The 20,403-nt window shown below is 60.1% G+C and carries 18 protein-coding genes, 1 tRNA gene and 1 riboswitch; of the genes, 1 reads left to right on the top strand and 18 read right to left on the bottom strand.

Features of this window, described 5'->3' with window-relative positions:
- Positions 1-109 precede the first annotated feature (109 nt).
- From JOE33_RS21910 to ltaE, 5 genes are all read right to left on the bottom strand, one after another.
- Positions 110-200 (bottom strand) — tRNA-Ser (locus JOE33_RS21910).
- A 62-nt stretch (positions 201-262) separates the two neighbouring features.
- Positions 263-451: a carbon storage regulator CsrA gene (gene csrA, locus JOE33_RS21905; RefSeq protein ID WP_002554426.1), complete on the bottom strand. Its 189-nt coding sequence runs from the start codon at positions 449-451 to the stop codon at positions 263-265.
- 170 nt (positions 452-621) lie between these two features.
- A complete protein-coding gene (locus JOE33_RS21900; RefSeq protein WP_003369901.1) occupies positions 622-1,854 on the bottom strand; it encodes an aspartate kinase in 1,233 nt (410 codons plus the stop codon).
- Between the two features lie 90 nt (positions 1,855-1,944).
- On the bottom strand, positions 1,945-4,569 hold the full coding sequence (gene alaS / locus JOE33_RS21895) for an alanine--tRNA ligase (protein ID WP_187625731.1): 2,625 nt from the start codon (positions 4,567-4,569) through the stop codon (positions 1,945-1,947).
- 144 nt (positions 4,570-4,713) lie between these two features.
- Positions 4,714-5,718, bottom strand: a complete 1,005-nt coding sequence (gene ltaE, locus JOE33_RS21890) for a low-specificity L-threonine aldolase (RefSeq protein WP_122529981.1) — start codon at positions 5,716-5,718, stop codon at positions 4,714-4,716.
- A gap of 212 nt (positions 5,719-5,930) precedes the next feature.
- A riboswitch (FMN riboswitch) is annotated at positions 5,931-6,096 on the top strand.
- Between the two features lie 126 nt (positions 6,097-6,222).
- On the opposite strand from ltaE, the gene JOE33_RS21885 reads away from it, so the two are divergent.
- Positions 6,223-6,735 (top strand): 6,7-dimethyl-8-ribityllumazine synthase, encoded by a 513-nt coding sequence (locus tag JOE33_RS21885; RefSeq protein WP_003369893.1) that lies wholly within the window; start codon positions 6,223-6,225, stop codon positions 6,733-6,735.
- A 106-nt stretch (positions 6,736-6,841) separates the two neighbouring features.
- Here the strand turns inward: JOE33_RS21885 and astE are convergent, their stop codons facing one another.
- From astE to JOE33_RS21820, 13 genes are all read right to left on the bottom strand, one after another.
- Positions 6,842-7,849, bottom strand: coding sequence for a succinylglutamate desuccinylase (gene astE, locus JOE33_RS21880; protein ID WP_096140544.1), 1,008 nt, complete (start codon positions 7,847-7,849; stop codon positions 6,842-6,844).
- Between the two features lie 11 nt (positions 7,850-7,860).
- Complete coding sequence (locus JOE33_RS21875; RefSeq protein WP_003314741.1) at positions 7,861-8,148, bottom strand: hypothetical protein; 288 nt, start codon at positions 8,146-8,148, stop codon at positions 7,861-7,863.
- 61 nt (positions 8,149-8,209) lie between these two features.
- Complete coding sequence (gene astB, locus JOE33_RS21870; RefSeq protein WP_187625732.1) at positions 8,210-9,556, bottom strand: N-succinylarginine dihydrolase; 1,347 nt, start codon at positions 9,554-9,556, stop codon at positions 8,210-8,212.
- A 46-nt stretch (positions 9,557-9,602) separates the two neighbouring features.
- Complete coding sequence (gene astD, locus JOE33_RS21865; RefSeq protein WP_162091535.1) at positions 9,603-11,072, bottom strand: succinylglutamate-semialdehyde dehydrogenase; 1,470 nt, start codon at positions 11,070-11,072, stop codon at positions 9,603-9,605.
- Complete coding sequence (gene astA, locus JOE33_RS21860) at positions 11,069-12,094, bottom strand: arginine N-succinyltransferase (RefSeq protein ID WP_010437511.1); 1,026 nt, start codon at positions 12,092-12,094, stop codon at positions 11,069-11,071. Before astA ends, astD begins: the two co-directional genes overlap by 4 nt.
- Before the next feature lie 63 nt (positions 12,095-12,157).
- Positions 12,158-13,189 carry an arginine/ornithine succinyltransferase subunit alpha gene (gene aruF, locus JOE33_RS21855; RefSeq protein ID WP_024639111.1) on the bottom strand — a complete coding sequence of 344 codons (1,032 nt, stop codon included), beginning with the start codon at positions 13,187-13,189 and terminating at the stop codon, positions 12,158-12,160.
- A 133-nt stretch (positions 13,190-13,322) separates the two neighbouring features.
- Complete coding sequence (locus tag JOE33_RS21850) at positions 13,323-14,540, bottom strand: aspartate aminotransferase family protein (protein ID WP_122590199.1); 1,218 nt, start codon at positions 14,538-14,540, stop codon at positions 13,323-13,325.
- A gap of 236 nt (positions 14,541-14,776) precedes the next feature.
- Positions 14,777-15,769, bottom strand: a complete 993-nt coding sequence (gene argR / locus JOE33_RS21845; protein WP_054994333.1) for a transcriptional regulator ArgR — start codon at positions 15,767-15,769, stop codon at positions 14,777-14,779.
- 135 nt (positions 15,770-15,904) lie between these two features.
- Complete coding sequence (locus JOE33_RS21840) at positions 15,905-16,669, bottom strand: ATP-binding cassette domain-containing protein (RefSeq protein ID WP_010437507.1); 765 nt, start codon at positions 16,667-16,669, stop codon at positions 15,905-15,907.
- A 22-nt stretch (positions 16,670-16,691) separates the two neighbouring features.
- A complete protein-coding gene (locus JOE33_RS21835; protein ID WP_096129779.1) occupies positions 16,692-17,804 on the bottom strand; it encodes a succinylglutamate desuccinylase/aspartoacylase family protein in 1,113 nt (370 codons plus the stop codon).
- Between the two features lies 1 nt (position 17,805).
- Positions 17,806-18,504 (bottom strand): ABC transporter permease, encoded by a 699-nt coding sequence (locus tag JOE33_RS21830; RefSeq protein ID WP_010437505.1) that lies wholly within the window; start codon positions 18,502-18,504, stop codon positions 17,806-17,808.
- Positions 18,501-19,190 (bottom strand): ABC transporter permease, encoded by a 690-nt coding sequence (locus tag JOE33_RS21825; RefSeq protein WP_010437504.1) that lies wholly within the window; start codon positions 19,188-19,190, stop codon positions 18,501-18,503. The genes JOE33_RS21830 and JOE33_RS21825 overlap by 4 nt, the downstream gene beginning before the upstream one ends.
- Positions 19,191-19,274: 84 nt before the next feature.
- The gene (locus tag JOE33_RS21820) at positions 19,275-20,051 is read right to left on the bottom strand and encodes an ABC transporter substrate-binding protein (RefSeq protein WP_010437503.1); all 777 of its coding nucleotides are present in this window, start codon (positions 20,049-20,051) and stop codon (positions 19,275-19,277) included.
- Positions 20,052-20,403: the final 352 nt, after the last annotated feature.

Raw genomic sequence — 20,403 nt, 5'->3', positions numbered from 1 at the left:
ATGTGTTGGTGCCGCGCATTATAGGTCGTAAGATTGTTTAGTCAAGCACTTTTTCTAGTAAATTCAACAACTTACAGATCAAGCCCAATCTTACGCACTACATAAATAATGGCGGAGAACGGGGGATTCGAACCCCCGACACCCTTTTGAGGTGTACTCCCTTAGCAGGGGAGCGCCTTCGGCCACTCGGCCAGCTCTCCGCAACACGGGGCGTATAATAACCACCCTTTTCCCCGTTTGCAAACCAAAAATTCAATAAAAATTAATGGCTTGGTTCTTCGTCCTTCTCTTTCTTGATACGCAGGTAAATCTCTTCACGATGGACAGCGACTTCCTTGGGCGCATTGACACCAATACGCACCTGATTACCCTTCACTCCGAGCACGGTGACGGTGATTTCACCATCCCCAATGATCAGGCTTTCCGCGCACCGACGAGTCAGAATCAGCATACTTTTCTCCTTACGCCTTTATTCAGGGACAACAGTCTGCAAACCTATAGGCAGTGACAGTAGCAAAACGCCATAACCACTACCTGTATATCGACTAACGCAAAGAAAACAAAAGCCCTTCTGCGCAGCACCCGAAAGACGCGGTCATGCCGCGTCCTTCGATGACAGGGTCATTCACCCTGCCGCGGAGCATCCAGCTCAAAGGCCGTGTGCAATGCGCGCACAGCCAACTCCAGGTATTTCTCTTCGATGACCACGGAAACCTTGATTTCCGACGTGGAGATCATCTGGATATTGATGCTCTCCTTGGCCAGCGCTTCGAACATGCGACTGGCAACGCCTGCATGCGAGCGCATGCCGACGCCGACGATGGATACCTTGGCGATCTTGGTGTCGCCGGAGACTTCACGTGCACTGATTTCACGCGCAGTGGCCTCAAGCACCTGCAAGGCCGCCTGATAGTCGTTGCGATGGATCGTGAAGGTGAAATCGGTGGTGTTATCGTGCGAGACGTTCTGCACGATCATGTCCACTTCGATATTGGCCGCGCTGATCGGGCCAAGAATCTTGAACGCTACACCGGGGGTGTCTGGCACACCACGGATGGTCAGCTTGGCTTCATCGCGATTGAAGGCGATGCCGGAAATGATCGGCTGTTCCATGGATTCCTCTTCATCGATTGTAATAAGGGTGCCCGGCCCCTCTTTGAAGCTGTGCAGAACGCGCAGCGGGACATTGTATTTGCCGGCGAACTCGACCGCACGGATCTGCAGCACCTTGGAACCGAGGCTGGCCATTTCCAGCATCTCTTCAAAGGTGATCTTGTCGAGGCGCTGGGCCTGCGACACGACGCGCGGATCGGTGGTATATACGCCATCGACGTCGGTGTAGATCTGGCACTCGTCCGCTTTCAGCGCCGCGGCCAACGCAACACCGGTAGTGTCCGAGCCACCACGCCCGAGAGTGGTGATGTTGCCGTGTTCATCGACACCCTGGAAACCGGCGACTACCACCACGCGACCGGCTTTCAGGTCGGAGCGGATCTTCTGGTCGTCGATCTGCAGGATGCGCGCCTTGTTGTGCGCGCTGTCGGTGAGAATACGCACCTGATTGCCGGTGTAGGACACCGCAGGAACGCCACGCTTCATCAAGGCCATCGCCAGCAGCGCGATGGTCACCTGCTCGCCCGTGGAGACAATGACATCCAGCTCACGGGGAACCGGCTGATCACTGATCTGCCTGGCCAGCTCGATCAGACGATTGGTTTCACCGCTCATGGCCGACAGCACGACCACCAGGTCATCACCCGCCTCACGGAATTTCTTGACCTTGTCGGCCACCTGCTCGATGCGCTCTACAGAGCCCACGGAGGTGCCGCCAAATTTCTGTACGATTAAAGCCATCTCAAAGCCGCCTCAAATCCCGTTAAGAGCACCCATTAACATTCGAGCCCAGTACGGCCTGCCGGTGTGCGGCAGGCCCGCTGACCCGACTCAGATACCCTGCTCTACAAAAGGAACGGCCAGTGCCAGCGCTGAATCCAGCGCACCTGCATCGACACCACCGCCTTGAGCCATATCAGGACGGCCACCACCTTTACCACCTACGGCGGCAGCTGCCTGCTTCATCAAATCACCGGCTTTGAGTTGGCCAGTCAGGTCCTTGGTCACGCCTGCGACCAAGACAACCTTGTCCTCATGAACACTGCCGAGCAGGATCACTGCGCGGCCGAGCTTGTTCTTCAACTGATCGACAAGCGCCAACAGCGCCTTGCCATCCTGACCATCCAGGCGCGTGGCCAGAACCTTGACCCCTTTGACATCCAGCGCCGCTGACGACAGGTCGTCACCGGCGGCACTGGCTGCCTTGGCTTGCAGTTGTTCCAGTTGTTTTTCCAGCAGACGGTTGCGTTCAATCACCGCCGTCAGCTTGTCCAGCAGGTTGTCGCGATTGCCTTTGACCAGCGTCGCGGCTTCCTTGAGTTGATCTTCGGCCGAATTCAGCCAGGCCAGGGCCGCAGCGCCGGTGACCGCCTCGATACGGCGTACGCCTGCAGCGACCCCGCCTTCACTGACGATCTTGAACAGCGAAATGTCACCGGTACGCCTGGCGTGGATACCACCGCACAGCTCGACCGAGAACTCGCCACCCATGCTCAGTACGCGAACACTATCACCGTACTTCTCGCCGAACAGCGCCATGGCGCCCTTCTTCTTCGCTGTGTCGATATCGGTCTCTTCGGTCATCACCTCGGTGTTCTTGCGAATCTCGGCGTTGACGATATCTTCCAGCGCGCGCAGTTGCTCGGCCTTGATCGCTTCGAAGTGACTGAAGTCGAAGCGCAAACGCTGACTGTCGACCAGCGAGCCTTTCTGTTGCACGTGCTCACCCAGCACCTGACGCAATGCGGCATGCAGCAAGTGGGTGGCCGAGTGATTCAATGCAGTCGCATTGCGAACCTCATCGGAGACCTGCGTTTCAACCTGCGTGCCCACGCTGAGACTGCCGGAAGCAACGACACCATGGTGCAGGAAGGCACCGCCGGTCTTGGTGGTATCACTGACGTCAAAGCGCGCATCACCGGCCTGCAGGAAACCGCTGTCACCGATCTGACCGCCCGATTCGGCGTAAAACGGGGTGATGTCGAGAATCACCACGCCCTCTTCGCCTTCGTTCAGATGCGAGACCGACTGGCCTTCCTTATAGAGGGCCACGACGCTGGCGCTGCCAGTGGTCGCAGAGTAACCCGTGAACTGCGTGGCCACATCGACCTTGACCAGGCTGTTGTAATCCATGCCGAACGAGCTGGCCGAACGGGCGCGCACGCGCTGGGCGTCCATTTCACGCTCGAAGCCGGCTTCGTCCAGGGTCAGGTTGCGCTCGCGAGCGATGTCGCCGGTCAGGTCCATCGGGAAACCGTAGGTGTCATACAGCTTGAACACCACTTCGCCCGGAACCACGGTGCCTTTGAGGTCGGCCAGATCCTGTTCGAGAATTTTCAGACCTTGCTCGAGGGTCTTGGCGAACTGCTCTTCTTCGCCTTTCAGCACGCGTTCGATGTGCGACTGCTGTTGCACCAGCTCAGGGAATGCAGACCCCATTTCGGCAACCAGCGCGGCAACGATCTGATAGAAGAAGCTGCCCTTGGCACCCAGCTTGTTGCCGTGACGGCAGGCGCGACGAATGATGCGGCGCAGCACATAACCACGCCCTTCGTTGGACGGCAGCACGCCGTCGGCGATCAGGAAGCCGCACGAGCGGATGTGGTCAGCCACGACTTTCAGCGAAGCCTGGTTGTCATTGCTGCAACCGATGGCCTTGGCCGATGCAGCCAGCAGGCTCTGGAACAGGTCGATTTCATAGTTGGAATGCACGTGCTGCAGAACCGCACTGACGCGCTCCAGGCCCATGCCGGTATCGACCGACGGCGCTGGCAGCGGGTGCAGCACGCCATCTGCAGTGCGATTGAACTGCATGAATACGTTGTTCCAGATTTCGATGTAACGGTCGCCGTCTTCTTCCGGCGAGCCTGGCGGGCCGCCCCAGATTTCCGGGCCGTGATCGAAGAAAATCTCGCTGCAGGGACCGCACGGGCCGGTATCGCCCATGGTCCAGAAGTTATCGGAGGCGTACGGTGCGCCTTTGTTGTCGCCAATACGGACCATGCGCTCGGCTGGCACGCCGATCTCTTTGGTCCAGATGTCGTAGGCTTCGTCGTCAGTCGCGTACACCGTGACCCAGAGCTTTTCCTTGGGCAGGTTGAGCCACTTTTCGGAGGTCAGGAAGGTCCAGGCGTAGGTAATGGCATCACGCTTGAAATAGTCACCGAAGCTGAAGTTGCCCAGCATTTCAAAAAAAGTGTGGTGACGAGCGGTATAGCCGACGTTTTCCAGGTCATTGTGCTTGCCACCGGCACGCACGCATTTCTGACTGGTAACGGCGCGGGTGTAAGCGCGCTTTTCCTGGCCCAGGAAGCAATCCTTGAACTGGTTCATGCCTGCGTTGGTGAACAGCAGGGTTGGGTCATTGCCCGGAATCAAGGAGCTTGAAGCGACACGGGTGTGGCCTTGCTCTTCGAAGAAGCCAAGGAAGGCTTCACGGATTTCTGCGCTTTTCATAGGTTCTTCCACGGAGACTGCGGCCAGAGGCAAGTGCAAAACGTCAAATGACGTAGCGACGGCAAAGGGCCGCATTATATAGGCGTTGCGCCCTCGGTACAGTGTGTTTGTGCGATAGAAACAAGTAACTGGATTATCGGCATGTCATGGGTGTTCAAAGGCTGCGAATGCGGCGATGACCTGTTCGACCTGAGCGCGCGACACGTTCAGGTGGGTCACCATGCGCAGCCGCGACGAGGCCGTGAGTACGATGCCACGCTCGGCGCAGAACGCTTTGAGCGATGCCGCGCGCTCGCCGATCTGCACATAGACCATATTGGTCTGCACCGGCTCGACAGCGTAGCCGAGCTCGCTCAGGCCTTCAGCCAGAAACGTCGCGTTGGCATGGTCGTCCGCCAACCGCTCGACCTGATGATCCAGCGCGTAGAGCCCTGCCGCCGCCAGCCCTCCAGCCTGACGCATGCCACCGCCGAGCATCTTGCGCAAGCGGCGGGCCTTGGCGATCAACGGCTGCGAACCGCACAGCACCGAGCCGATCGGCGCGCCCAGCCCCTTGGAGAGGCAGACCGAAACCGAATCGAAGTGCCGGGTGATCTCGCGGACATCGACACCCAGCCTGACCGAGGCGTTGTACAGCCGTGCGCCGTCCAGATGGAGTGCGAGCCCTTTTTCCAGGGTCAGGGTACGCGCGGCGGCCAGGTAGTCCAGCGGCAGCACCTTGCCCTGCATGGTGTTTTCCAGGGCAAGCAGGCGCGTGCGGGCGAAGTGAAAGTCATCGGGCTTGATGGTGTCGAGCACCTGCTGCAGGTCCAGAGAGCCGTCGGCCTGTAATTCCAGCGGCTGCGGCTGAATCGAGCCCAGCACTGCCGCACCGCCACCTTCGTACTTATAGGTGTGGGCCTGCTGACCGACGATGTACTCATCGCCACGCTCACAGTGCGCCATCAGTGCCAGCAGATTGCTCATGGTGCCCGACGGCACGAACAGCGCGGCATCGAACCCGAGGCGTTCGGCGAGCGTCGCTTCGAGCAGATTGACCGTAGGGTCCTCGCCGTAGACGTCATCGCCAACAGGCGCACGTGCCATGGCATCAAGCATGCCGGCCGTAGGCAGAGTCACTGTGTCGCTGCGCAGATCGATGACAGTCACGAAAAAGCTCCCTGAAGTTGAAGACCGATAATGCATGCAACCTTTGGCTTGCAACAAGGCATTACTGAGGCCGCGGTACATGATAATCAAGCGCTGCTGCTCTCGATACTCCGACCCCTTATAAGAAAAAGGCAGGTACACCGTACGAAAGTGTCCATGCATGATCCAGCGAACTATGATAAAAATCTCGCGCCGGACACGTAAAGTGACGGCAACGTTCTCAGGGCGGGGTGCAACTCCCCACCGGCGGTAATGGCGTGCAATGCGTCTAGCCCGCGAGCGCTTGGGGGTCGTGGCGTTGGCCGCGATCTGCAAGGTCAGCAGACCCGGTGTGATTCCGGGGCCGACGGTCATAGTCCGGATGAAGAGAGAGCGGGATTGGCGTCAACAAGAACGTCTGCAAAACCTATCCATGAACGACATCGTTCAGGAGGCTTTCCTACGCGACTTGAATCCCTTTCGATCCAAATGCCCTGTTTTTTCCATAAACAGGAGTCAGAACACGTGCAACCAACTGCAATCGACAGCAAAAGCAAAAGCCACGCAAACGAGCGTGTCGCGTTCATCCAGGCCTGCTGGCACAAGGATATCGTCGACCAGAGCCGTAAAGGCTTTATCGCCGAGATGGCCAATCAGGGCTATGCCGAAAGCGATATCGACATCTTTGAAGTGGGCGGCGCCTTTGAAATCCCGCTGCATGCAAAACTGCTGGCCAATACCGGCCGCTACGCTGGCATCGTCGGCGCCGCACTGGTAGTGGACGGAGGCATCTATCGTCACGAATTCGTTGCGCAGTCAGTGGTCAGCGCGCTGATGCAGGTCCAGCTGGAAACCGAAGTACCGGTGTTCTCCGTGGTCCTGACACCGCATCACTTCCATGCAGGCGAAGAGCATCAGAAGTTCTTCTTCGATCACTTCGTGCATAAGGGCGAAGAAGCAGCCAAAACCTGCGCTGATACCCTGAACAAGGTACGCAGCCTACGCCGTCTGGATGCACAACAGAAAGCGGCCTGCTGAGACGCAGCATCGGTAGGTGTTCTCCCGGACACCTATCGTTCCTCACGCTCCAGCGTGGGAATGCCGTTCTGGACGCTCTGCGTCCGGTCTTGAGAGTGCCGAGCGATCAGCCTAGGCTATCTGCATCAGTCGGTACGATCAGAATCCCCGCCCGCAGGCCGTTTTTGACCTTGGGGTTGGGGAAGATGATCCTCGCACCCTCTTCTTCCACTACCCAGCGTGAACCACCCGCATCTTCGGCCAGCACGTAGCCTTTCTCCAGCGGGGAGAAGTTCTCGACCTCATCGGCCAGGTTGAACGTGAACGCATCGGTGCGCTTGATGACTTCCCGCGCCACGCTGAACAGTTGCAACCCTTCAAGATCGTCATCCAGCTCGGGCTCGGTACCTTCGATGAGCTGCTCAAGACACAAGCGCAGCGGTCCAAGATTGACCTGCTGGTTCTGCCCGAACGGGCGTGCCTTGCCCAGTTCCAGGGTAAATGCCTCGGCCCCCAATTGATCGTAGGTATAGGCGCTGAACACAATGGACGGCTTGTTCTGCAACAACACCGCACGCATGCCCGCAGCCCGCAGACGGGCCAGTTCGAGCCGCGAATGCTGACGTCCGTCCTTCCACGGATACAGTGCGAACTGCTCGATCGTCGAGCCTCGAATGGCGGTGTGCAGATCGTAGTGCAGCCGGTAACGCTCCGGCAGGCTGAAAAAGCTGGCGGCCAGTCGTTCCAGCTCGCAGGCCCGCAAGGCCTCGACGCCGCCACTTTGCAGATGACGGCCGTTGAACAGCCGATTGACATCCTGCTCGACAAAACGCGTCCCGCGTCGCATGGCGTCGGGATTGCCGAACAGGAACAGAATACGTGCGCGCGGTTTCAGGTCGCCGCGCGCGATGCTGCGGATCAGTTCATCCAGCAGCTCGATGGGGGCAGTCTCGTTGCCATGAATACCGGCAGACAGCAGCAGGTCAGTGCCATTGTCACGAGCCTCTGGCGGGCGGACTTCCAGTGCGCCCTCGCCCATCCAGCGCATGCGCACGCCTTCGACGGTCAGTTGAGTCTTTTCCGCCGGCTCGCGTCCAGCCAGGGTCAGTTCAAGCAGTTTGCCGAGGGCGAGCATGGCGCGCTTCCTTAGTGGTTGCAGTCAGGACCGTGAACGTGACCGTCTTCCTCGACACCCATGTCGGCCGGCTCCATTTCCAATTGCAGGCTGACCAGGTTGGTCGCCAGCGGGCGCAGCAGCAGGTTGGCGTATTCGGCGTCGTCTTCTTCGACGTCGACGCCGATCAGCAACTGGCCACGGCCATCCTGCTGAATCCACAATTCCTTGCCCTGCCAGATAACGGCAACGCGGGTGCAGGAAGTTTCCAGCTGGGTGCCATCAGTGTCTTCAAGGATCAGTTGCAGGGCGTCGCTCATATAGGAATGCTCTCTATAAAGTGGATAGTGCGCCGGACAGTTGCCCGACGCGCAGGATGCTTCAATTCAGTTGAAACGGATAAACCGCGCCCAGTTTAAGGATTTGCGTCAGTTCATCCAATGCCGTGCGGCATTCGTTGAGCAATCGGGGGTCGGCCAGATCGCTTTCACTCATGCGATCGCGGTAGTGCCTGTCGACCCACTGCGTCAACGTTTCGTACAACGGCGCCGTCATGATCACCCCCGGGTTCACCGCAGCCAGCTCGGTCTCGTTGAGCGCCACACGCAAACGCAGGCAGGCCGGACCGCCGCCGTTCTGCATGCTTTGTTTGAGGTCGAACACCTTTACCTCGGCAACCGGGCCGTCATCGGCGATCAGTCGTTGCAGATAAGCCCAGACATTCGCGTTCGCCTGGCATTCCTGTGGCACGATCAGCAGCATCGAGCCATCGGGACGCGACAACAGCTGGCTATTGAACAGATAGGAGCGCACTGCATCCTGAACCGAGACCTCGGCACGCGGTACGCAAATAGCCCGCAACTGCCCGCCGACACGACTGAGTTTATCGCGCAGCTCGTCGAGCATCGGTTCGGTATGGAGGAACGCGTCCTGGTGATAGAACAGCACCTCACCGTTGCCGACCGCAATCACATCGTTATGGAACACACCCTGATCAATGACCGCCGGGTTCTGCTGACTATAAACCACGCCGTCCTCGCTCAGACCGTGCAACCGCGCAACCGCGCGCGACGCCTCCAGGGTCTGACGGGCCGGATACTTCTGCGGTGCCGGATAGCGCGTGTCGAACGCACTGCGGCCAAACACGAAAAACTCCACACCGGCCTCGCCGTAATCACGACAGAAACGAGTGTGATTGGCAGCACCTTCGTCGCCAAACTGCGCGACAGCCGGTAACGCAGGGTGATGAGCGAAATGCGTTGCATCGGCGAACATGGCGCCGAGCACGCGCGTGGTGGTCGGGTGCTCGATGCTGCGGTGGTATTTGCAGTTGAGATTGGCCGCCGTGAAATGCACGCGCCCATCGGCAGTGTCGGCACTGGGGCTGACTGTGGCGGCGTTGGCCACCCACATGCTGGACGCCGAGCAGCTGGCAACCAGCAGCGGCATGTCCTGACGGGCCGCTTTTTCAATCACCTGCTCGTCGCTGCCGGTGAAGCCCAGGCGGCGCAGGCCGGACACATCAGGACGTTCCTGCGGTGCCAGCACGCCCTGGGTAAAACCCAGGTCCATCAGCGCTTTCATTTTCGCCAGGCCTTGCAGCGCCGCCTCACGCGGGTTCGCGCATTGCTGGCTGTTACTTTGCGAGGCAACGTTACCGTAGGACAACCCGCCGTAGTTGTGGGTTGGCCCGACCAGACCGTCAAAATTCACTTCACAGGACTTCATCGGCAAGGCTCCGTGGATCTGTTTTTATAAGCAATCGTGCGCACTGTCAGCTCAGCCTGATACCGGGGGGCAGTGTCGCAGGCAGCGTCAGGCTGCCCGCCTCCAGCGAAGCCACCGGATAGGCGCAGTAATCGGCCGCGTAATAGGCGCTGGCGCGGTGGTTGCCCGAGGCGCCTACCCCGCCGAAGGGTGCGCTGCTGGCGGCTCCGGTCAGCTGCTTGTTCCAGTTGACGATACCGGCACGGCTGTACAGCCAGAACTGCTGATAACGCGCTTCGGAGTCCGAGAGCAGGCCTGCCGCCAAACCGTAACGGGTGGCGTTGGCTTCGGCGATGGCGGCGTCAAAACCAGCGTAACGGATGACCTGCAGCAGCGGGCCGAACAGCTCTTCGTCGGGACGGTCGGGCACCGCGCTGACGTCGATAATGCCCGGTGTCAGCAACGCCGAACCGGGCTGCGGCTGGCGCATTTCCAGCAGGGTCAGCGCGCCGTTGGCGAGCAGATTGCGCTGCGCGTCGAGCAAGGCACGTGCAGCCTCCAGCGAAATCACCGAACCCATGAACGGCGCAGGCTGTTGATCGAACGCCCCGGCCTGGATAGTTGCGCTGACGCCAACCAGTCGCGCCAGCAAGGCATCACCCCAGTCGCCTTCGGGCACCAGCAGGCGACGCGCACAGGTGCAGCGCTGGCCTGCGGAAATGAAGGCGGACTGAATGATGGTGTACACCGCTGCATCGATGTCCTGAACCTGATCGACGATCAATGGGTTGTTACCGCCCATTTCCAGCGCAAGGATCTTGTCCGGTCGGCCGGCGAACTGCTGGTGCAGCGCATTGCCGGTCCGGCTCGACCCGGTGAAGAACAGGCCGTCGATACCCGGATTGGCTGCCAGCGCGGTACCGGTTTCGCGACCGCCCTGCAGCAGGTTCAGGACCCCGGCAGGCAGCCCGGCTTCTATCCAGCACTTGACGGTCAGCTCAGCGACTTTCGGTGTCATTTCACTGGGTTTGAACAGCACCACGTTGCCCGCCAGCAAGGCCGGGACGATATGGCCGTTGGGCAAATGTCCCGGAAAGTTGTACGGGCCGAATACGGCGACCACGCCATGCGGCTTGTGGCGCAATACCGCAGTGGCATCGCCCAGTGGCCCGCTCTTTTCGCCGGTTCGTTCGCGATAGCTCTGCACCGAGATGGCAATCTTGTTGACCATGCTGGTCACTTCGGTCGCCGATTCCCACAACGGTTTGCCGGTCTCTTCACCGATGCAGTGCGCCAGCGCGTCGGCGTGATGCTTGAGACGTGCAGCGAAAGCCTCCAGTACCGCGATGCGCTGATCCAGGGGCATCAGCGCCCAGGCGGGAAATGCCTGACGCGCCGCCTGCACCGCCTGTTCGACCTGCGCGACACTCGCCCCACGCCCGGACCACAATACCTGCTGGGTCACCGGGTTCAGCGAATTGACCACCTCACCCTGCCCGTCCTGCCAGGCACCTGCGATGTAAAGGCTGTTCATCAAGCGCCCTCCCGTGCCGCAGACAAAGGCACCGCACGCACGTTGTCGCCAGCACTCATGCGCAGACGCTTGGCGGTTTGCGGAGCGACGACCAGCGTGCCGGCGGCAAAACGTGCAGCGCCTACCGTCACGCGGCAGTCTTCACGCTTGCGGTTGTAGATCAGGAACTGTGGAGCATCGTCACCTGGCGTGCCGATGGCCAGCACCAGCGCCTGGCTGTCCTTGATTGCGCGAATCTTGCCGGTCTCGCACTCGATGGCCGGGCCGGCATCGAAGATGTCGACATAACCCTGATACGAGAAGCCCTCGCTCTTGAGCATGGTCAGCGCAGGTTCGGTGTCGGCATGCACCCGACCGATCACGCTGCGTGCGTCTTCGGAAAGAAAGCAGCTGTACAACGGAAACTTGGGCATCAGTTCGGCGATGAATGCCTTGTTGCCCACGCCGGTCAGGTAATCGGCCTGGCTGAATTCCATCTTGAAGAAATGCCGCCCCAGGCTTTCCCAGAACGGCGAACGGCCCTGCTCATCGGACATGCCGCGCATTTCGGCAATGATCTTGTTGCCGAACAGCGTGGGGAATTCAGCGATGAACAGCATGCGCGCCTTGGACAGCAGGCGGCCGTTGAGGCCAGTGCGCGAATCGCTGTGCAGGAACAACGAGCACAGCTCGGAATTGCCGGTCAGGTCGTTGGCCAGGAACAGGGTCGGAATTTCCCGGTAGATGTTCAGCTCCTGCGAAGCACTGACGGTCAGACCGACCCGGTAGTTGTACCAGGGCTCGCGCAGACCGACCGCTCCGGCGATGGCGGAAATGCCCACCACCCGGCCGTCATCATCTTCCAGCACGAACAGGTAATCGGCATCGCCGCGCTCGGCTTCTCCGCGAAAGGTCTTTTCAGCCCAGCCTACCCGGTGCGCCAGACGCTGCTCATTGGCGGGAAGGGTCGTCAGACCGGCGCCGGTGCTGCGCGCCAGCTCGATCAACGCGGGCAGGTCGCTGCTGCGTACAGGACGAACGATCATGTTATCTCCTCAGCGGCTCATCGAGAGCCTTGAAACTCGCTAATCGGCTATCGAACGTCCGGTTCAGACCGCGACGATCCGCACACTGGCACCTTCACCAACACCCAGGGCATCGGCAGCCTGGAGGCTCAGCACCACCGGCCTGCCGGGCGCCCAGTCCAGTTCCAGGAGCACCGCGCGGTAGTCCTGCAACAGGCCATTGGCGATCAGATACAGACGCCCGCCCTTGCCGACATCGCTGCTTTGCCCGGGCTCGACCTTGACCGGAACCAGACGGCTCTGGGCAATCGAACGAATCCCGGACACCCGCGCATGCAGCGTCGGTCCACCGTCGAAAATGTCGATGTAGTGATCGGTTTCAAAGCCTTCGCGCATCAGGATGTCGAAGGTGATCTGCGCGCGCGGATGCACCTGCCCCATGGCTTCCTGCGCAGCGTCCGGCAGCAGTGGCACGTAGATCGGGTAATGCGGCATCAGCTCGGCGAGGAAGGTCCGGCTTTTCAGCCCGCACAGGCGCTCGGCAGCGGCGTAATTGATATCGAAGAAGTTGCGCCCGATGGCATCCCAGAACGGTGAGTCGCCCTGCTCATCGCTGTAACCGACGATCTCGGTCACCACCGAATCGGCAAAGCGCTCGGGGTGGCTGGCGACAAACAGCAGGCGGCCGCGCGAATTGAGCTCCGACCAGGCCGTGCCGACCAGCTCCGGGACCACGTAAAAACTGGTCAACAGGCTGTTGCCGGTCAGGTCATGACACTGGGACAGCACGTGAATCTTGTTATGGATCTTCAGTTCGCGGGAAGCATGCACGAAGGTTTCGTTGCGAAAACTGTAGAACGGCTCGGAGTAGCCCGCCGAGGCCACGATCCCCGAACAGCCCACCAGCTTGCCGCTTTCGCTGTCTTCGAGCACGAAGAAGTAGGTTTCTTCACCGTTGAAGCTGACCTCGGCAGCAAAGGACGCCTCCGACGAGCCGATCTTGTCGGTCAGGCGGCCAGCATCGTCGGGCAAGGACGTGACACCGATAGGGCTGTCGGCAGCGAGGCGTTGAACCTCGGCCAGGTCAGCCATTTGCGCAGGGCGCATTACCAGCATGGTGCCACTCCTTGTAGATCGACCAGCCTTTACGACCGGCGCTAGTAAAAGCACCACGCGGCGTCAGGCTGCATGGCGCAGGAAACAGGTGCGGCGTCCGCCATCAGGCGAACACCGCAAGGCTTTAATCGAATCAGGATGTCAGTTTGACGATGGCGCGCTCGAAGCGGTTCAGGCCCTCTTCGATGTCTGCGTCGTCAATCACCAGGCTTGGCGCGAAACGAATCACGTCGGGGCCGGCCTGCAAAATCATCAGGTCCTGAGCCTCGGCCGCATTGAAGATTTCCTTGGCCTTGCCTTTCCAGGTATCGGACAACACGCAACCGATCAGCAGGCCCAAGCCGCGCACTTCAGTGAACACGCCGTATTGCTGGCCGATGCTTTCCAGGCGGGTCTTGAACTGTTGATGTTTGCGCTGCACGCCCGCCAGCACTTCGGGCGTATTGACGACATCGATTACCGCTTCACCGACCGCACAGGCCAGCGGGTTGCCGCCATAGGTGGTGCCGTGGACGCCGACCGCGAAGTGCTTGGCGAGCTTTTCAGTGGTGAGCATGGCCGCCAGCGGGAAACCGCCGCCGATGCTCTTGGCGCTGGAAAGGATGTCCGGGGTCACGCCGTAGTGCATGTAGGCAAACAGATGACCGCTACGGCCCATGCCGCTCTGCACTTCATCGAACACCAGCAGGGCGTTGTGCTCGTCACACAGCTTGCGCGCACCTTGCAGGTATTCCAGTTGACCCGGCAGCACGCCGCCCTCGCCCTGGATCGGTTCCAGCACCACGGCACAGGTCTTGTCGGTAACCGCGGCCTTCAGTGCGTCGAGGTCGTTGTACGGCACATGGCTGATGCCGGTGATCTTCGGCCCGAAACCATCGGAGTACTTCGGCTGCCCACCCACGCTGACGGTGAACAGGGTGCGGCCATGAAAGCTGTTCAGCGCAGCGATGATTTCGTACTTTTCCGGACCGTACTGGTCATGCGCCACACGACGTGCCAGCTTGAAGGCGGCTTCGTTGGCCTCGGCTCCGGAGTTACAGAAGAACACGCGCTCGGCGAACGTCGCATCCACCAGTTTTTTAGCCAGACGCAGGGTCGGCTCGTTGGTGAACACGTTGGACACATGCCAGAGGTTATTGGCCTGCTCGGTCAAGGCACCGACCAGCGCCGGGTGGCAGTGGCCCAATACGTTGACGGCGATACCGCCCGAGAAATCCACCAGTTCGCGTCCCGCCTGATCCCAGACCCGGGAGCCCGCACCGCGCACGGGGATGAACCCGGCCGGGGCGTAATTGGGGACCATTACCTGGTCGAAATCGGCGCGTTGCACCGCAGCATGCTCAACGGACATCGGAGTCTCCTGATGAGGAACGCCTGCCTGAAACTGGCGAGCGATGGAAAGATTGTAAGGACTGAATTGTGTTCGGCCTTGCCGCCAGGCGACAACTTGTTACAGCGCAAAACCGGGTTTTTTCAAGGTTTTCGGCAATGCGACAATTTGCGTCACAAAGGCGCAGTTTAAACGGATTGAGGCCGGCCTGTCTGGACCTGAGCTGTCGCGGCAGTACTTCTATCGCGACAAGGCAATCAACCGCGTTCGGCAGGCACAGGGGAAAGTTCGAACGGGCTGCTGCTGCGTCGCTGATTGCGGTCTTCACGCGGCGTGGCACCGAAGAAATTGCGGTAGGCGCTGGAGAAGTGCGGCCCCGAGGAAAAACCGCACGAAAGGCCGATCTGAATGATCGACTTGCTGGTCTGCATCAGCATCTGGCGCGCCTTGTTCAAGCGCAGTTCCAGGTAGTACTGGCTCGGTACACGGTTGAGGTACTGCTTGAAAATCCGTTCCAGCTGACGACGAGACACGCACACGTGCTGGGCGATTTCGTCGGTGGTCAACGGTTCTTCGATGTTGGCTTCCATCAACAGCACAGCCTGGGTCAGCTTGGGATGGCTGGAGCCCAGACGGTTCTGCAGCGGAATGCGCTGACGTTCGCCACCTTCGCGAATGCGCTCGACCACCAGCTCTTCGGATACCGCCCCGGCCAGCTCGGCGCCATGATCGCGAGACAGCACCGCCAGCAGCAGGTCGAGCACCGACATGCCACCACAGGCGGTCAGGCGATCCCGGTCCCAATCGAACAAATGGCTGGTGGCGATGACCTTGGGGAAGCGCTCGGCAAAGTCGTCCTGCCAGCGCCAGTGCACGGCAGCACGATAACCATCCAGCAGGCCCAGTTGCGCAAGTGGATAGACGCCTGCCGACAGCCCGCCAATCGAACATCCGGCACGCACCAGCTGCTTGAGCGCACTGCCCAGCGCCGAGGCCACGCCTGTCGGAGGCTCGTCAGCCAGCAAAAACAGTTTCTGAAAGCCTTCCAGCCGCCCGGCCCAAGGTTCACCCGGCAACTGCCATGCACCGGCAACCGCCGCTGGCTCCGCAGCCTCGGCCTGCAGGAACGACAGTTCATAAACCACTTCAGGGTGAACGCGCTGCGCAACGCGCAAGGCTTCCTCGGCCAGTGCCAGGGTCAGGGCTCTGGTACCAGGCCAGACGAGGAAACCTATTCGATGGGCAGTCATTGGGAGATCCGATACGTATTGCCGCAAAAGCCGAGCCTTGGAAGATAGCTCGATCTGGAACATCCAGGTCGTGTCGCGCGTCGCGCAGCATGCCCTGTTCTGCCATAAAAAGGCATCGTCATGCGTTGCCGATCGTCACTTCAGGCTGCCGGACAGGAATTGCTGCAAGCGCTCGGTCTGCGGATTGGCCAGCACTTCGCGCGGATCGCCACGTTCCAGAACGACGCCCTGGTGCAGGAAAACCAGTTGGTTGGAGACCTCACGGGCGAACCCCATTTCGTGCGTCACCACCACCATGGTGCGGCCTTCCTGAGCCAGCCCCTGCATCACCTTGAGCACATCACCGACCAGCTCGGGGTCCAGCGCCGAGGTCGGCTCATCGAACAGCATCACCTCGGGCTCCATCGCCAGTGCGCGGGCAATCGCCACACGCTGCTGCTCACCGCCGGACATGTGCCCCGGGTAAGCGTCCTTGCGATGAGACACACCGACCTTGGCCAGATAGTGTTCGGCCTTTTCCAGCGCTTCCTTTTTCGACACGCCCAGCACATGGACCGGCGCTTCGATGATGTTCTGCAGTGCCGTCATGTGCGACCACAGGTTGAAGTGCTGAAACACCATCGACAGGCGTGAACGCATACGCTGCAGCTGTTTGGCATCGGCAGCTTTGAGGCCGCCTTCCTTGTTCGGCACCAGCTTCAACTCTTCGTTGTTGAGCAGGATCTTGCCGGCATGGGGCTGTTCGAGCAGGTTGATGCAGCGCAGAAAGGTGCTTTTGCCCGAGCCGCTGGAGCCGATGATGCTGATGACATCGCCGGCCCTGGCGGTCAGGGACACGCCCTTGATCACTTCGTGACTGCCATAGCGCTTGTGCAGATCCTGCACTTCCAGTTTGTTCATGCTTTGGGTTTCCACAGAACGTTCAATCACTGAGCAGACGTCCGTGACGGAGCGCCGTGCGCCCTGCCACCTTGGCCAGCCAGAAACCGGGTTGAGCGTAACGAAGCCGCTCGATGGCGAACAACACCCCGGCAGTATTCGCACAAATGGTACTGACCTGATCGGACAGTGGGTCGATCACTTCGAACAGCGGATCGCCCACCTCGACCCTGTCGCCTGCGGCGCGCAGGAACGTCACCACGCCAGGGTGCGGCGCATAGAGCAATTCGGTGCCTTCGAACGGCAAGCCCTCGCAGGCTTCGTGCGCAGGCTGCGGCCAGTCGCCGCTGATGAAGCCCTGTTCGGCGAGGAACGCCAGAATACCTTCGGCGTGCGCGAGTGCCTGCGGCTTGCCGGTGTCAGCCTGACCGCCCAGTTCAAGGGTGGTCGCCAGGCAGGCCAGCGGGATCTGCGCCTGCGGGAAAATCCGCGAAAGGCGCAACCACGGCAGCGAGCAGGCCTCATCGAAGGAGCTGCCACCGGAATCCTCGGCGAGCAGCGCCACCTGGATATTCAGATGCGCCGACAGCGAACGCCATTGCGGCCAGTGCTGCGGCAAGGCGTACATGTGCAGCGCGGCATCGGCATCACAATGCAGGTCGAGCACCACATCAGCGACGCAGGCATGACTCAGCAAGATGCGTTGCATGCCTTGCAATTCGCTCTGCGGCGCGGGCAGACCTTCGAGCGCAGCGCTCATCGCCTGGCGAATCAGCCGGGTGTTGGCGCGCGGGTCATCGCCCAGCTGGCCTTCCAGCAACTCGGCGACCGGCTCGCTCAGCTCGGTGAAGTCACGGTTGAAATTCTTGCCACTGCCGAACTCGAAACGACCCTGATGCGCGCCTTGCAGCAACTGCCCCAGGCCCAGCGGATTGGCCACCGGCACCAGTTCGACGACACCTTTGAGGAGGCCCTGCTGCTCCAGCTCGGCCAGGCGTTTCTTCAGCTCCCAGGCCGCGCGCATGCCAGGCAGTTCGTCTGCATGCAGGCTGGCCTGAATGTAGGCCTTGCGTTCGCCGGTGCCGAAGCGAAAGACACTCAGCGTGCGTTCGGTGCCGAGGGTGCTCCACGGCAACACATGATCGGTTCTTTGCATTTCAGACCTTCCGTGGGGCGAGATAGCCCAGCCAGCGACGTTCGGCGATCTTGAACAGCCGCACCAGAATGAATGTCAGGCACAGATAGAAAACGCCTGCGGTGATGTAAGCCTCGAAAGGCAGGTAGAACTGCGCGTTGACCGTACGAGCCGCGCCCGTGATGTCGATCAGGGTCACGATGGACGCCAGACTGGTGGTCTGCAGCATCATGATGACCTCGTTGCTGTACTGCGGCAGTGCCCGGCGCAACGCCGACGGCAGCAGAATGCGTCGGTACATCTTGGCTTTCGACATGCCCATGGCCCGTGCTGCCTCGATTTCACCGGCCGGTGTGGCCTTGAGGCTGCCGGCGATGATCTCCGCCGTATAGGCGCTGGTATTGATGGTGAACGCCAGGCAGGCACAGAAGGTGGCGCTGGAGAGCCAGGGCCACAAAAAGCTTTCGCGCACCGCATCGAACTGGGCCAGCCCGTAGTAGATCAGGAACAGTTGCACCAGCATTGGCGTGCCGCGAATCACGTAGGTGTAAAGCCAGGCAGGCATGTTCACCCAAGGGTTTTTCGATACCCGCATCAGGCCCAGCGGCAATGCCGCCAGCAGCCCGAACGCGAGCGAAATCGCCAGCAGCTTCAGGGTGGTCAGCAGACCGCCGAAGTACAGCGGCAGGCTGTCCCAGATCACGTTGTAGTCAAAGATCATAGGTCAGCCGCCCTCACGCCTACCGAGTAGCGTTTTTCGAGGTAACGCAAGGCGAGCAGCGAGACGCTGGTGATCACCAGGTACATCGCCGCAACCGCCAGAAAGAAGGTGAAAGGCTCGCGGGTGGCATCGGCCGCCTGCTTGGCCTTGAACATCATGTCCTGCAGACCGACCACAGAGATCAGCGCAGTGGCCTTGGTCAGCACCAGCCAGTTGTTGGTGAAACCGGGAATCGCCAGACGAATCATCTGCGGCACCAGAATGCGGAAGAACACCTTGCCGCTGCTCAGGCCATACGCCATGCCCGCTTCGGCCTGGCCCTTGGGGATGGCCATGAACGCGCCGCGAAAGGTTTCCGAGAGATACGCGCCGAAGATGAAGCCCAGCGTGAAGATGCCGGCCATCAACGGATCAAGGTCGATGTAGTCGTCAAACCCCAGCAAAGGGGCGACGCGGTTGAGCAGGTCCTGGCCGCCGTAGAAGATCAGCAGAATCAGGACCAGATCGGGAATGCCACGAATCACCGTGCTGTACAGGTCGCCCAGCCAGGCGATCCAGCGTACCGGCGACAGCCTCAGCGCCACGCCGATCAGACCGAGAACGATCGCCAGAGCCATCGACGACAGGGCCAGCTGCAACGTCAGCCAGGCACCTTCGAGGATGACAGCTCCGTAACCTTTCAACATCATGTGCGGTCCTCAAGCGTGGAATAAAAATGGCGCAATCCAGGCAATTCTGTTTGCGCCATTGGTCAGGATAAGGACAACGACTTATTTGCCGTAGATATCGAAATCGAAATACTTGTCCTGGATAGCCTTGTACTTGCCGTTGGCGCGGATCGCGGCGATGGCGGCGTTGAGACGGTCAAGGTTGGCCTTGTCGCCCTTGCGCACGGCAATGCCGATGCCGTCACCGAAGTATTTCGCATCGAAGAACGACGGGCCTACAAACGCATAGCCTTTGCCAGCGTCGGTTTTCAGGAAGCCGTCCTGCAACAGCGTGGCGTCGGCGATAGTACCGTCCAGACGGCCGGCACTGATGTCCAGGTAGATTTCGTTCTGCGAACCGTACGGGGTCACTTCGACACCCTGCGGGGCCAGCACTTCACGGGCGAAACGCTCGTGAATCGTGCCACGCTGCACGCCGATCTTCTTGCCCTTGAGTTCAGCCAGACTGTCGCTGACCTTGGTGCCGTCCTTCATGACCAGACGTGCCGGAGAATTGTAATACTTGCCGGTGAAATCCACGGACTTCTTGCGGTCGTCGGTGATGGACATCGACGACAGGATCGCATCGATCTTGCGCACTTTCAGCGCCGGAATAAGACCGTCGAATTCCTGCTCGACCCAGGTGCACTTGACCTTCATTTCTTCACACAGTGCATTGCCGATGTCGTAGTCAAAGCCGACGATGCTGCCATCCGGCGCCTTGGACGCGAACGGTGGGTAAGCTGCTTCGATACCGATTTTCAGTGGTTTTTCATCAGCAAAGATCGGCTGGGCGAGCACGGACAACGCCATCGCGCCAATAAGCATGAGCTTTTTCATTTCCAGGGACTCCATCGGTAAAGCACGACAAATGGCAAAGTGAGCAAGCGCCCAATGTGCGAAAGGACAATCTCGGGGAAAAGCGACGCCGGGTGCGTGACCGCGCTGGCGGCTCACAGCCCTTCGGCGAATGAGGGGCATTTTAACGACAGGCTCGAAGTCGATATTTCTTCAATGCGACAACTAGTTACAGAAGCGCCTGAAAACCCACTACACGGTATTGACGGGGCCTGTTTCTGCTGATCCAGCAGCACAGACTCAACCTGTCATAACAGCAAAAAGCGCGCCCATTATTGGCAAACCCTTTTAATCCGGCAAGCCCAGCGTGTCACATGGCGATTTAAAAGCCCTG

The organism is Pseudomonas sp. PvP027, from assembly GCF_017833005.1.
Classification (GTDB): domain Bacteria; phylum Pseudomonadota; class Gammaproteobacteria; order Pseudomonadales; family Pseudomonadaceae; genus Aquipseudomonas; species Aquipseudomonas congelans.
The sequence above is the reverse complement of the archived record's forward strand: the minus strand, read 5'-3'. Positions and strand labels throughout refer to the sequence as shown.

Coding starts and splice junctions, on each gene's coding strand:
- JOE33_RS21825 (WP_010437504.1), bottom strand. CDS start 19,190: ATGTTGAAAGGTTACGGAGCTGTCATCCTCGAAGGTGCCTGGCTGACG.
- astA (WP_010437511.1), bottom strand. CDS start 12,094: ATGATCGTTCGTCCTGTACGCAGCAGCGACCTGCCCGCGTTGATCGAG.
- aruF (WP_024639111.1), bottom strand. CDS start 13,189: ATGCTGGTAATGCGCCCTGCGCAAATGGCTGACCTGGCCGAGGTTCAA.
- JOE33_RS21820 (WP_010437503.1), bottom strand. CDS start 20,051: ATGAAAAAGCTCATGCTTATTGGCGCGATGGCGTTGTCCGTGCTCGCC.
- JOE33_RS21875 (WP_003314741.1), bottom strand. CDS start 8,148: ATGAGCGACGCCCTGCAACTGATCCTTGAAGACACTGATGGCACCCAG.
- JOE33_RS21900 (WP_003369901.1), bottom strand. CDS start 1,854: ATGGCTTTAATCGTACAGAAATTTGGCGGCACCTCCGTGGGCTCTGTA.
- astB (WP_187625732.1), bottom strand. CDS start 9,556: ATGAAGTCCTGTGAAGTGAATTTTGACGGTCTGGTCGGGCCAACCCAC.
- JOE33_RS21835 (WP_096129779.1), bottom strand. CDS start 17,804: ATGCAAAGAACCGATCATGTGTTGCCGTGGAGCACCCTCGGCACCGAA.
- JOE33_RS21840 (WP_010437507.1), bottom strand. CDS start 16,669: ATGAACAAACTGGAAGTGCAGGATCTGCACAAGCGCTATGGCAGTCAC.
- JOE33_RS21830 (WP_010437505.1), bottom strand. CDS start 18,504: ATGATCTTTGACTACAACGTGATCTGGGACAGCCTGCCGCTGTACTTC.
- argR (WP_054994333.1), bottom strand. CDS start 15,769: ATGACTGCCCATCGAATAGGTTTCCTCGTCTGGCCTGGTACCAGAGCC.
- alaS (WP_187625731.1), bottom strand. CDS start 4,569: ATGAAAAGCGCAGAAATCCGTGAAGCCTTCCTTGGCTTCTTCGAAGAG.
- JOE33_RS21850 (WP_122590199.1), bottom strand. CDS start 14,540: ATGTCCGTTGAGCATGCTGCGGTGCAACGCGCCGATTTCGACCAGGTA.
- astE (WP_096140544.1), bottom strand. CDS start 7,849: ATGCTCGCCCTCGGCAAACTGCTTGAACTGACCCTGGCTGGACGCGAG.
- csrA (WP_002554426.1), bottom strand. CDS start 451: ATGCTGATTCTGACTCGTCGGTGCGCGGAAAGCCTGATCATTGGGGAT.